Source organism: Rhizobium sp. Leaf262, assembly GCF_001422245.1.
In the GTDB taxonomy this organism is placed as follows: domain Bacteria; phylum Pseudomonadota; class Alphaproteobacteria; order Rhizobiales; family Rhizobiaceae; genus Agrobacterium.
Window position 1 is genome coordinate 62526 of sequence record NZ_LMMM01000001.1, and the last position, 12674, is coordinate 75199.

The window sequence follows — 12674 nt, forward strand, 5'->3', positions numbered from 1 at the left end:
TGACACCAAGCCTCAGATCATCATCCGCTTCGCATACTCATGGACGGCCCGGAAAGCAGCCTCGGCACCGGCTATGGCGCGGTCTTCTTCATCCTGATCCAAGGGGACAGCATCAAGCGCTGCAACGAATGTGCGCCAATGCAGACCGCGGCCTTCCGGTGCTCCGGCCAGATGGCGTGCTCCGAAGGTTTCATCCAGACCGAGCTTGGCTGCATCTTTGAGCAGGAACGCGGCGCCGAGGTTCGATCCTTCGACGACATAGAGCCATCCCAACGCCTCGGGCAGGTCAAAATCCTGATCGTTCGCCTGAAAACGGGCGGCCGGTGTCTCTGGCTGACCGAGGCCGAGATCCTGAAGGTCCTGGGCAATGAAATCTAGGCGTCTGCGACCCTTTAAATCCGGCAGCAAGGCGTCGAGTGTTTCATTCGAGAAAAAAGCATCGAGGTCACTGTGAAACAAATGTTGTGTTTTGACGAATTTGCCGAAATTCTCCCGGCTTTCGAAAGGCTTGGCAGACATGATGAAGCCATCGAGTTCCTCATGCGCCTGGCGGGTCGCTGCCTTCAGGCGTTTTGTTCTGCTGGGCTCGATCGCCAGTGGGGTCTCGGCCAAAGGGGCAACGGTCATGTCATTCCTCGTTATCGTCGTTTTAGCGGGCATAGAAATCTTTCAGATCGGAGTCAAGATTAATGCTGCCCTGCGAAAGCATAGTTCATGATCTGTGTTCGTCCACTGGTCAAATCGTTCTTTGAGACCATCTGCACCTTCAATAGGGCCATAAGCATCGGTTTGATGGAGAATTTGCCTGCCAATGCTTTTTCCGTAAGGCTGCGCAGGTATCCCCCCGGAGATTGAATTGTCGCCGATCTCTCCAAAATACACGCTATGATTGTGTTTGTAGCCTGTGCTCCCAATGTCTTTTCTGCCTCTTGATAAGCCGAATGGCTGATTGAAAGCATGTTTTTAACAACATTGGTCGCCTGTTTGAGTTCCTGCCAGCTTCCTACAGCGCCATTTGGTCCATAAAGCGATATTTCTGGGCATGCCTTGATGACGGTTTGAAGATCGAAACTGTCTCTCTGATAGCTGCTGGAATCTTTCGTGATCGTGACCTCTTTCACTTTTTCATCTGCATCACTGGTCGAGACGGAGGTGATATCTACTGTCTTCGTTGCGTTATCCACATGCTCCGGTTCAAAAATGGATTCGGATTCTGAACTCTGTATAAGCCGCTCATTTTGATAGGCATTGGCGCTTATTTTTTTTGTTTCTATATGTTTTTCCAATTGGTTAGCCATATCGTCGCGCAGGCTGGTCAAATAATCGAGGATCAAGGTGAGATGGGGTGCCTTAGCCTTGCGATCCAGCATGGATTTTGCCGAGAAGTAACGTTGCTGAAAGAGTTCCCAGTCTCCATCTGCCTGTTCCTCAAGCGCGATTTCGGCAAACTTCACGATATCGCGTCTGCACAGGCTGATTTTTTCCCGCAATCTCTGAAGCTGCAAGCGAGCCTCGATGACCTGCTGGGCCAATGCCTGGATTTCGTCGGCACGGGTAATCAATGGAGCGAGGGAAAAACCGTATGCGTCGCTTATTTCGCCGTTGCGATCTTTGCGGGCATAACGCTTTCCATTGGGGCTGTCCTTTCGCAGGATCAGACCAGCATCGACCAGAGCGGAGAGATGACGGCGCAGAGTTTGCTCCGGCATACCGTGGGCACGAAGAGAAAGCTGTTGGTTTGATGGAAACACGACCAGTCCGTTTTCTTCGGACAGTTCCGTGTGCGGATAAAAACTGATGAGCGCGTTGAGGACCGCGAGAGATCGGTCACTCACGCCAAGTAGCGGACGGGCTTCGCAGGTCGCACGAAACACCTTCCATTTATCGATCGATCGATTGGGATCAATCACTTTCGATGCGAACTGACTTGCCAGACGGCCAAGGGACATCCCCCGCCGCCCGAAAGGCGTCGCTAAATTATCGCTATTCATGTCTTTCACCTTCAAAAAGGCAAAAGAAAATCGCCCACCGAAGAAATTTCGATGCCAAGACTCTTGACTATGATTCGCGGAAATGAGATTCTTTGGGTGCTTAGATCAAAGAAAGGCTTCCGTGCGGCAACGTGCGGGGGCTTTTTTCTTTTGGGCTTGCTGCTCCTGTTAAAGTTTCAGTTGGTTGAACTCAGTTCACTGCTTGGAGCGATGCTCTTCAAACAGCGCCTGTAAGTGATCAAGGACAAAGGCTGCAAACTCTGGCGCCTGACGGCGATCAATTGAGATATCGACCCTATGATCGGACTCGACGATCTTTGCGAGTTTCTGACCGTTTTGGGTGGCTAGGACGCCCGTCTTCTTTGGCTCTGCCTTCGGTTTCAAAAACTCCAGAATAGACTTGAAGCGCTCTTCGGACGGTAAACGGGCAACACTCTCGTCACGCAGATAGGCACGTGCGGCATCATTGACCTTGGATGAGGACAGCTGTTCTGCAAGATCCATCCAGTTGCGTCGCCCGACGCCGGGAGCGGGGCCGATGCTGTCGACGATGTCATCGGGGATGCGCCCGACAACCGACAGCATGTTGGAGAGGTCACCCTTATATAGCGACATCGCAGCCATGATGGTCTCGCGCGGGAAACGCATCTGAAGCTTCTGAGCGAAACGCGCTTTTTCAATATAACTGAGGTCACGACGTTCGTTATTTTCCTGGCCCTGAGCCACGACCAACTGTTCGTCGGTAAGATTGCGGACGACGGCACGAACGGGGATGCCGATTTCGGCTACAGCACGCAGGCGACGATGACCGAAGGCCACCTGATAACGACCGGGATGATCCGGGTGAGGGCGAACAAGGATCGGAACCTGTTGCCCCTGCTCGCGGATTGCTTCCACCAGTCCGACATCCGCCTCGAGAGACGAAGGCATGCGGTCTGGAATGAAAGACGGATCGACATCTGCCGGATCGAGCGCGACAATGGTCAGCCCTTCGGCAAGTTTACGCTCGATTTCTTCTGCACGCTTGGAGCGCTCGGAGACTTCGTTGAGAGACTGTCCGATCATGCCGACGGGTGAATTGATGACATCCGTCACCAATTCCGGGGACCCGAGAATTGGGCGGATACGCGGACGCGCCCGTTCGACAGGCGCTTCTGTATTGTCAGTGTTCTTGCCGCCCAGATTGGCGAAGATTTCTTTTCTGCTCATACGGCCCTACCCCAGGCTTTCTTGATCAAGCCTTCTATTTCAGCATTCACATTCGTCATGGATTCCAGCGCACGGTCATAAGTTGATCGCGTGAACTGTGTACGCTCCACTTCAAACAGCGTTTGGTTGGTCAAACCCGCATCGGACACGGCTGTTGTCTTCAGCATCGGATGGTTCAGCACATGTTCGCCGAAGATGGAGCGCAGGAAAGCGACCATCTGGTTTTGTGGACCGTCGCTGGGTTCGAAGCGGGTGACGAGATAACGCATCCAGTGATAATCGGAACGCGCTCCGGCACGACCGATCTCTGCAAGGAGATCACCGGTCATGGCCAGAAATTGGTTCATGGACATCACGTCGAGCATTTGCGGATGAACGGTAACGAGAACCGATGTGGCAGCCGTCAAGGCAGACAGGGTGAGATAACCCAGCTGCGGCGGGCAGTCGATGACGACGACGTCATAAAAGTTTTGCGCCTGTGCAATAGCCTGTCCAATGCGAGCGAAGAACAAGGTATCGCCCGGTGCTCGACGCATCAAAGCCCTCGGCGTGTCATGCTCAAACTCCATCAGTTCGAGATTGCCAGGGATGATGTGGAGATCGGGAATGTAGGTTCCACGGACGATCTCGGCGATGGGCCGCTGCTCGCTGTCGTAACGAATAGCGCCATACAGTGTCTCATTCGGTCCAACATCCAGTTCAGGCTGATGTCCGAACAGAGCCGAAAGACTAGCCTGTGGATCAAGATCGACCGCGAGAACTCGGTATCCCCTAAGTGCGAGATATTGCGCAAGGTGGGCCGACGTTGTGGTCTTGCCGGAGCCGCCTTTGAAATTCATGACCGCGATGACCTGAAGCTCTTCGCCTTCGCGGCGGTGCGGCAGGTAGCGTCGTGTTCCCCGTGCGCCCTGGTCAAGAAACTTGCGGATGACATGAATGTCGTCCACGGAGTAGCTGCGACGGCCGCCGGTTTGTGATGCGTTCAGTTCCGGCTGTTCGGCAGCGATCTGTCGGAGATAGGCTTCTCCGATGCCAATCAGCTTAGCCGTTTCGGAAGGCGAGAAATTTCGCATGCTTTTTTCAGCAAGTGGTGCGAAGGTGTTTGCGTTGTGCGCTTGAAGCTGTGCCGACAGCGCGGCCGAATGCTGAAGGATAAGCCCCGTCAGGTCGGGCGCTTTCTCAGCAGATTTCAGATCGGCACTTTGAGTCATATCAGGGTTTTCCACTTGTTGGATCAGTTGCGTTATTTTCCGCTGAAATCGGTTTTTTCCGCAACTGAGATATAAGCGCCGATTCTCTTTTTGGCGCAATAGGCATTCGCAACCACCAAACATGAATCTTTTCAGCTGGCTAAGACCGATTTTTCGCGTGAATGAGCGCGATATTTTCGAAGTTAGCCGCGGCTAACAGCATTTGACGCACAGGCATCTAACGCCGCTAGTGAAATGAAATTAGAAAAGCTTCAGTTTGCCTTTCTGCTGGAGATAGGGTTTTCTCTGCCGACTTTAATGATTGGAGTGTCTCAGTGAAGTATGACGTCGCCGTAGTAGGCTCGGGTTTTTCCGCGATCAGTCTGGTCACGAATCTGTTGCAATGTTTGCCGAGCAATTCGTCAATCGCCATCGTCGGCGACGACTCAGCCTTCGGCCGAGGAACCGCCTATCGCACCGAACTGCATCTACATCGGCTGAATGTGCCGGCGGCGAGAATGAGCGCGTTCTCGGATAGGCCGGGTGACTTTATGGAGTGGTTGGCCAGGAAAGGTCGTGACGTCACCGGTAGCGGCTTCGCGTCTCGCCACGACTATGGCCTTTATCTTCGTGACACGCTTGCGTCCCTTTTGCGCAGCCAACATCACCGGGCGCGGGTGGACTTCGTTAAGGCCAAAGCTATTTCCTGTTACGGCTGCGGTGACGACGAGACCGTGTTCAGATTGAATGACGGAAGAGAATTGACGGCTTCCGCCGTTGCCTTGTGTCTCGGTGTTGGAACCGCCAGTTTGCCGCGGCTAACTTCCGACGCGGACATGGGGCTGTTGAGACGTGTGGTGAGAAATCCCTGGCGAATGGGTTGGCTGTCGCGTGTCGGCATTGACGATACGGTTGTGATCCTGGGGTCCGGATTGACGATGATCGACCAAGTGCTGTCTTTGCGTGATCGCGGTCATAGGGGGCAGATCCATGTAGTCTCACGTCGAGGCTTGGTACCGCATTCCCATAGTGCCGTTCCGGTCGACCCGGTGGAGCCACGCTTTAGAGATAAGCGAATGGGGCTGAGCCACTTGCTATTCGATCTTCGCACGCAAGTTCGGTCAGGCAGTGAATGGCGCGGCGTGATGGACGGGCTTCGCCACGAGACGCAGACCTTGTGGCAGGGATTGACCCAAGAACAGCGATCAAGGTTTCTCCGACATGGGCTGGCGTGGTGGAACATTCATCGGCACCGAGTTGCGCCACAGGTGTACCGGCAATTCGATCGCCTGATCAAGGACGGCACTGTGACCGTTCATGCGGGGTTCGTGTCTAAAATCTCACGGGCAGAGCAGGGCAATGAGCTCGTTTTCCGGCAGCGGGGAACGTCCAATGAGAAGATTTTGAGTTTTGACTGGCTGGTGAATTGTACAGGCATGGAACGCGCTGGCATCGGCCATTCCCCCTTGTTGCAGGATATGGTCAACCGGCAAATGCTCGACACCGATCCCCTTGGACTGGGTGTCCGCGTCGACGAAACGTCCCGACTGCTAACAGTTGAAGGAAACACGCATGCTGCGTTGTTCGCTGTAGGAGCCTTGACAGCCGGGCAGTTTTGGGAAATTACTGCTGTACCCGACATAAGAAACCAGACTCGAGAAGTCGCCGAATCGATTTCCAAGTTGATGTCAAAGAAGACATCCTGAGCGTCCGGACATCAAAAAATCAACCATACTAGGTGTTGAAAGAAAACTGCGGGTTGGTTTTCATTGGATGGTATTTTGTCAATCAAATCAGGTTTCTATACTTGCGGTGTTTTTAGCTTCTGAGCCGCGAAACCGACGCTGTACGTCGCGGTTCTGAACTATCGACGGAGCTGGGATTGCGAAATCTGTCGAGAGGCCGCGGCAAACTGCATCGGCCTCTCTGGTATCATGACAGATTATGATCAGAAGCCATCAGCGCAGAGCCGCTTGAGTTGATCGAGCGTCATGTCCGATAGCGCAAGTTCCGGCAGAAGATCGTTTTCTGCGGAAAGATCGCGTCCCGTTGCTGCCGCCAGCAGCGTTGTTCCCGCTTCATGCAACACTGCAGGTTTGCCGGTCATGCGCCCCAGAAGGGCGGTTGGAACAAGACCAAACGGCACGTCCTCGAAAATATAGCGGCTGTCGATGGTCGACGGCCCCATGCCGCCCCTGCCTTCGCTGTGCATCTGCTGGTTCATTTCAGAGACGCTTCCCATGGGGACATGAAACGACAGCGAGAAGTGTTCGAAGACGGTGCGAACTGAAAGCCCGAACGTTTCGGCAATGGCCAAACGCTCTGCGTCAAGGGATTCGATAACGCTTCCCACTGCTGGGGTTACGTGTTCGCCTTGTCCCCACGCCTCCCCTTTTTCCATTCTCGTCAGGTTCAGGAGCGCAATGCCCAGATGGTTTTGCGGATTGAGATTGCTGAGCGCTATAGCCAGAAGACCATCGCGTGCGACGAAGCGGTCGCCGAACAGCTTGGTGCAGAGTGCCAGACCTTGATCGATTGCCGATTGTGGCAATGTCGCGATGTCGACCTTCTGACGAACGGTGTTGATCTTGACGGAGGTTTCGCTTTGCTGGCGCGCGGTCAGCAACGTCGTTCCCCAGACGGAGATCGGCAATTGCACGCCGCGCTCCGCGAGACGCTTGGACAGATAAAGAGCGCCAAACGAGCAGTGGGAACTGATGATGACATGCTGATGCGATTTTAGAGATGGTGCAGCGGCATCAAAGGCTGCGCGATGCCCGTAGCCCGGCATGGCGATGATCACGACATCAGCCGTGTCTATGGCTTCGGCGCAGTTCTTGGCGACCCTAACCTGGCTCTTGTGTTCGAACGAGCCGGTCGCCTCCAATGCCTCGCCGGCTGCCAGTGCTTTTGCTCCTTCGCCGGACGGAGACCAAAGCATCGGGTCGTGACCCTCTTTAGCGAGATAGGCCGCCATTCCAAAAGCTATAGATCCGGCTCCGAGGATGCTGATGCGCATGTCTTTTCCTTCAATGGTCATCGGTTGGCCGATGATTGTCTGTTACATGTATTTGGTCGGGAGTGCCGTCGTGAATTTCATTTCTTCCATGGCTATGGAGGAACTGAGATCCGAAAACTCCACGCGGCTGATGAGATTTTTGTAGACCTGATCGTAGACGTCAATGTCTGGAACGACCGTCCGCAACAAATAGTCGGCATCTCCGGTCAGGCGGTAGGCTTCCAAAATTTCCGGTATGTCTCTTATTTCCTTTCGGAAACTATCCAGCCACGTCGTTGTGTGGCGAGGAACTTTTACGGAAATGAAAACGGTCATGGGCACATTGGCCATCCGCCTGTCGATCAACGCGACGCGGCTTCGGATCAGCCCCATGTCTTCCATCCGCTTGATCCGCCGCCAACACGGCGTGTGCGACAATCCGACTTCGTTTGCGATATCAACGACGGACTTTTCCGCGTTTTGCTGGAGGATTTCGATGATCTTACGGTCTATGTGATCGAACATGGAATGCTCCAAGCGACAATCTATAAGAACGCCCAACCCGCGTATTCCAGAGTTTGTTGCGCGAATGTCAATTAACTCTGCTTCAGCCAAATGGCGTGACAATGGCCGCTTATCCGCATGATTGCTTTAAATAGTTGCTTTTTGCAACGGTGATGACAAAATATGCATTAGTCATATTTTTTGCCGTTAATGGATAGAGCGTAAATTCTAACTATTATAGTTGGTTTTAATAGGATGAAGTTGCATGGAAACTGAGGTTTGCGCGATAAAAAAGCATGACATTCGCGATCATGGCTTCGTATTGTTGTGGTCGTGAAAGAATAGAGGGTAGAATTTGAAGTGTATGGTCGGATCAGAATTATTCTTCGGGAAAGTGGGGTCGCCCTTACAGATGCACAGCGAGGCAGGGGCGGAATGTGCGGCCAAGAAGTCTGAATCGGGCAGATGTGGTAATGCGCACCTTTGATTTCCAAGATATCGTTCTGGTGACAAAAGCAGGGTGCCAGGCCTGTCTCGGCCTGAAATGCACGATGCTGCTTTACGTCGATGCTGCCTTGATGGTCCATTCGACGCGAGACACTGTGCGACACCGGTAAGCGGCGTTGCGATTCCGATACGCTGAGAGTGGGGTGTCGATTCGCAAGGCCGGGGGACCCGTTCATTTGAACTAGACAGGAGAGAGACATGAAAGACTTCATCCAGACACGCCGCTCGGCACTGAAAATTCTGGCGACCGGAACAGGCATTCTGGCCGCACCATCGATCATCCGGCCAGCGTTTGCGCAGGAAAAAGTCGTGAACATCACGACCTATGACAAATTCGTTCCTCAGGAATTCATCGATCAGTTTCAGAAGGACACGGGCATTCAGGTCCGCGTGCGCCTGACGGATGACCAGGGCAAGCAGTACAATCTTCTCTCTGCCGAAGGTGCCAAGCCCTCCACCGACATCGTGACGGTGACGGGTCACCGTCTGTCGCAGTTCATCAAGTCAAATCTGCTGGCACCGCTCGATACGGCACGCATCAAGAACTGGGACAAGCTGGCGAGCGCTTACAAGGGTGCGCCGCAGTTGACGGTCGATGGCACCATTTACGGTGTGCCCCTTCTTGCCGGTTTCGAAGGGCTGGTCCGCAACACCGATTACACCAAGCCGACCGACAGCTGGTCGATCATGTTCGATGACGAATTCAAAGGTCTCACCTCTTACATCATCTCAGACTTTCTATCGATCACGATGCGCTATCAGGGGACGGATGGCGACTATGTGACCTATGAGAACAAGCCCGATGTCGCCCAGGAGGCCACGAACAAAGCGCGGGACTTCCTCATCAAGCAGAAAGACAAGGTGCGCAAATATTATGACGCTGGGTCCGAAGTGCAGCAGATGTTCCTGAACGAGGACATTTACGTTGCCCAGGCATGGTCAGGTCCTGCAGCCAAGCTGATTATGGACGGTCATCCCGTGGAGCTTTCGGTGCCCAAGGAGGGAACATACGGATTCCTTTATTCCTTCAACGTCGTCAACAATGCTCCCAATGCCGAAGCTGCCTACACGTTCCTCAATGCCATGATGGCCTCTCCGGAGATCGGTGCGGCCTTGACGCGTCAGACCGGCTTCGCATCGACTATCGATGGTGTGGACAAGATTCTCAACGACCGCGAACGCGCTGCGAACGCTCTACCGCAGGATCAGATGGAACGCATCCAGTTCTTCAGTTCCGTCAATCGCGCCATGAAAAACGATATGATCGAACGAGCATCTGCGGAGATCAAGGCGGCCTGACAGGACGTGTTTTCGCAATTTGCAGGCTCCATACCGGGGCCTGCAAGTCAACGAACTCAAGAGCTGGAACACAGAGCCGGGAACGAATGAATGGCGCAACATAGTAGGACGCAATCGGATGGACATGCCAACGCAGGCAGCGCCCGATATGCAGGCTGGATCGGCAGGGTTGCACAGTCGGGTCTGTATCAGACGACAATCGGTGCATTGGCAAACAGCAGACGGGCACGCCTCGTGCTGCTACTTGTGGTTCCGGTGGTGTGGATCGTCATGCTGCATATCGGGCCGATCTACCAGATGGCGCGCATCAGTATCATGACAGCCTATCCGGTGCCGGAAAACGCGGACGCGGCTTATACGCTGGAGAACTACCGACTGTTTTTCCGCGAACCGCTATATTTCGTTCCGTTTGTTCGCAGTCTCATATTTGCAGCTGCAGTCACCATAGCGACGCTGATCGTGGTGTTTCCTGTTGCCTATTACGTCGCCAAGATCGTCAAGCCGAGGAACCGGACGCGGGCTTTGCTTTTGCTTCTCATTCCATTCTGGGCAGGCGAGCTGATCAGAACATTCTCGGTCATTATGCTATTGGCCAATCGCGGCGCGCTGAATGTGTTGCTGCGCGAACTGGGCTTCATCGATCGGCCCATTCCCATGCTCTACACCTATTTCTCGTTGAGCTTCGGCGTCATCTATCTGATTGCGCTTTTCATGCTTCTACCGCTCTATTCTGCCATTGAAAAAATACCACCACAACTGGTCGATGCTGCAGCAGACCTCGGGGCAGGACCATTCACTCGGTTTCGCAAGGTCATCCTTCCGCTCGCCAGAGATGGCATCGTGTCCGGGTGCAGTCTCGTCTTTCTGACATCGGTCGGTGTCTTTGCAGCCCCGTTGCTTCTGGGTGGCCCGGGTACGGTCATCTTTCCGGAAATCATTGCGAGCCTGTTTCACGGGTCGAGCGACAAATGGCCAGCCGGTGCAGCCTTCTCCGTTGTGATGCTTGCCGTGTCGCTATCGACGGTCGGCATATTCATGCGCGTGGCCGGTGGCCGCTCGGTCAGATTGATGTGAGGGTAGACAGATGCGCCAATATTTCAACGATGCTCCCAAAACGGCACTGTCCGCTTCCTACTGGCTATTCGTCATCTATCTCCTGCTGCCTCTGGCGTTGATGATGGCCATGAGTTTCAAGGACGCCAACTTCATCGCATTCCCGATCGGCAACTGGACATTGGACTGGTACGGCAAGGTCTTGCAGGACAAGCAGTTTCTACACGCTGCCGGCTACTCGATTTTCATTGCGGTATCGACGACGATATTCGCCACCGCCATCGGGCTTTGGATTGCGCTCCTGATATCTGCGGAAGGAATCTGGGGTAGGGCGATCATTTTTGCGCTGGCCTGTCTGCCAGCAGTGGTGCCCGGTCTGATCAATGCCATTTCGATGCGAATTTTCATTCGTGTGCTGGATATTCCCACCGGCACCGGCGCAGTCATTCTGGGTCATACGGTGCATGCCGTTCCCTTCGTGGTCATCATGGTGCTGACGAGATTGCGCTCGATGCCGAACAATCTGATCGATGCCGCGCGTGACCTCGGCGCCGATAATTTCATCGCATTCGTCCGTGTCACCATTCCGTTTCTTGCGCCGGCGCTGATCGGCGGGATGATTTTCTGTGTTCTCACCAGTATCGACGACTTCGTTCGGACGTTCTTCCTCGGGGGATATCAGACGACGCTTCCGATGTTGATTTTTGCCAAGGTGCAAAGCGGCATGTCGCCGGAAATCAATGCCATGGCCACGATCGTTCTCCTCGTTACCGCCTGCGTCGGCCTCTACGCCGAACACTTTACACGCCGTTCAAGGACCTGACCCCATGCAGCCAGTCGTTCACTTTCGCAACGTCAACAAATATTACGGCACATCGCTTGCCGTCGATAATCTCGACCTTGCCATTGCGCCCGGGCAGTTCGTCACCTTGCTTGGCCCTTCCGGATGCGGAAAGTCGACCACATTGCGCATGTTGGGTGGGTTCGAGACGCCATCCTCGGGAGAAATCTTTCTTGATGGAAAGGACATCACGCGACTTCCTCCCAATAAACGCAATGTCAACATCGTCTTTCAGGACTACGCGCTCTTTCCGCATCTGACCGTCGCCCGCAATATTGCCTTCGGCCTCGAACTGAAGGGTTTGCCGTCCGATGCCATTCACAAGCGGACCCAGGAGCTTCTGAGCCTCGTTCATCTAAAGGATTTTGCCGACCGGACGCCGGATCAACTGTCCGGTGGGCAACGCCAGCGCGTCGCTTTGATGCGTGCCCTTGCGCCCGATCCAAATGTCTTGCTCCTGGACGAACCTTTGAGCGCGCTCGATGCGAAGTTGCGCCAGCAGATGCAGATCGAACTGAAGTCCATCCAGCAAACCACCGGCAAGACCTTCATTTTCGTCACCCACGACCAGGAAGAGGCACTGACCATGTCCGACGTGATCGTGGTCATGAACAATGGCCGCGTGGAGCAGATGGGCGATCCGCATACGCTCTATTCCAAGCCGCGCAGCCGATTTGTCGCCAGCTTCATCGGCCAGAGCAATTTTCTGGACTGCGAGGTCATCTCGGTGGAGGGCGGTATGGCCGCGCTGCGCTGGGAAGGCAACGTCATCCATGCCAAGGTCGATACCAGACAACCCGCAATCGGCGAACGGGTAACGGTGGCGCTCAGACCGGAAGCGCTCCACTGCTCAAGTGAAAAGCCGATGGACAGGCTGGGTCTTTCGGGACGTGTCCTGCAACGTATTTTCAAGGGAAATCACACGTCGCTGGTTATCGCGCTCGCCAACGGGCAGGAGGTCACGGCACAGCTCGACCTTGTCGCGCTGTCGCAAGTGTCTGGTGACGAGGTTTGGATCGGTTGGCGCGAAGAGGACGCCGTGATTCTGGCGGACTAAGTGGCAAGTGCAGGAATGGCGTGGA

11 protein-coding genes are annotated in these 12674 nt (G+C 54.3%); 5 read left to right on the forward strand and 6 right to left on the reverse strand.

Annotated elements, in window-relative coordinates:
- Nucleotides 1-12 precede the first annotated feature (12 nt).
- The 4 genes from ASF29_RS00305 to repA all read right to left on the reverse strand — a co-directional run bounded on the left by ASF29_RS00305 (nucleotide 13) and on the right by repA (nucleotide 4411).
- Nucleotides 13-627, reverse strand: a complete 615-nt coding sequence (locus ASF29_RS00305; RefSeq protein ID WP_062447318.1) for a biliverdin-producing heme oxygenase — start codon at nucleotides 625-627, stop codon at nucleotides 13-15.
- 59 nt (nucleotides 628-686) lie between these two features.
- The gene (gene repC / locus ASF29_RS00310; protein ID WP_082453316.1) at nucleotides 687-1991 is read right to left on the reverse strand and encodes a plasmid replication protein RepC; all 1305 of its coding nucleotides are present in this window, start codon (nucleotides 1989-1991) and stop codon (nucleotides 687-689) included.
- A 195-nt stretch (nucleotides 1992-2186) separates the two neighbouring features.
- Nucleotides 2187-3200 (reverse strand): plasmid partitioning protein RepB, encoded by a 1014-nt coding sequence (gene repB / locus ASF29_RS00315; RefSeq protein WP_062447321.1) that lies wholly within the window; start codon nucleotides 3198-3200, stop codon nucleotides 2187-2189.
- Nucleotides 3197-4411: a plasmid partitioning protein RepA gene (gene repA / locus ASF29_RS00320; protein WP_082453317.1), complete on the reverse strand. Its 1215-nt coding sequence runs from the start codon at nucleotides 4409-4411 to the stop codon at nucleotides 3197-3199. Before repA ends, repB begins: the two co-directional genes overlap by 4 nt.
- A 314-nt stretch (nucleotides 4412-4725) precedes the next feature.
- Here repA and ASF29_RS00325 point away from each other — a divergent pair, with 314 nt between their 5' ends.
- Nucleotides 4726-6096: an FAD/NAD(P)-binding protein gene (locus tag ASF29_RS00325; protein WP_062447324.1), complete on the forward strand. Its 1371-nt coding sequence runs from the start codon at nucleotides 4726-4728 to the stop codon at nucleotides 6094-6096.
- A 242-nt stretch (nucleotides 6097-6338) separates the two neighbouring features.
- On the opposite strand, the gene ASF29_RS00330 is transcribed toward ASF29_RS00325, so the two are convergent.
- Nucleotides 6339-7409 (reverse strand): NAD/NADP-dependent octopine/nopaline dehydrogenase family protein, encoded by a 1071-nt coding sequence (locus ASF29_RS00330; RefSeq protein WP_062447327.1) that lies wholly within the window; start codon nucleotides 7407-7409, stop codon nucleotides 6339-6341.
- Between the two features lie 42 nt (nucleotides 7410-7451).
- The gene (locus ASF29_RS00335) at nucleotides 7452-7913 is read right to left on the reverse strand and encodes an Lrp/AsnC family transcriptional regulator (protein WP_062447329.1); all 462 of its coding nucleotides are present in this window, start codon (nucleotides 7911-7913) and stop codon (nucleotides 7452-7454) included.
- Between the two features lie 684 nt (nucleotides 7914-8597).
- Between ASF29_RS00335 and ASF29_RS00340 the strand changes: the two genes are divergently transcribed.
- The 4 genes from ASF29_RS00340 to ASF29_RS00355 all read left to right on the forward strand — a co-directional run bounded on the left by ASF29_RS00340 (nucleotide 8598) and on the right by ASF29_RS00355 (nucleotide 12649).
- The gene (locus tag ASF29_RS00340; protein WP_062447331.1) at nucleotides 8598-9698 is read left to right on the forward strand and encodes an extracellular solute-binding protein; all 1101 of its coding nucleotides are present in this window, start codon (nucleotides 8598-8600) and stop codon (nucleotides 9696-9698) included.
- 90 nt (nucleotides 9699-9788) lie between these two features.
- Nucleotides 9789-10772 carry an ABC transporter permease gene (locus ASF29_RS00345; RefSeq protein WP_062447332.1) on the forward strand — a complete coding sequence of 328 codons (984 nt, stop codon included), beginning with the start codon at nucleotides 9789-9791 and terminating at the stop codon, nucleotides 10770-10772.
- 10 nt (nucleotides 10773-10782) lie between these two features.
- Nucleotides 10783-11574: an ABC transporter permease gene (locus ASF29_RS00350; protein WP_062447335.1), complete on the forward strand. Its 792-nt coding sequence runs from the start codon at nucleotides 10783-10785 to the stop codon at nucleotides 11572-11574.
- Nucleotides 11575-11578: 4 nt separating this feature from the next.
- On the forward strand, nucleotides 11579-12649 hold the full coding sequence (locus tag ASF29_RS00355; RefSeq protein WP_062447338.1) for an ABC transporter ATP-binding protein: 1071 nt from the start codon (nucleotides 11579-11581) through the stop codon (nucleotides 12647-12649).
- The last annotated feature ends 25 nt before the right edge of the window (nucleotides 12650-12674 follow it).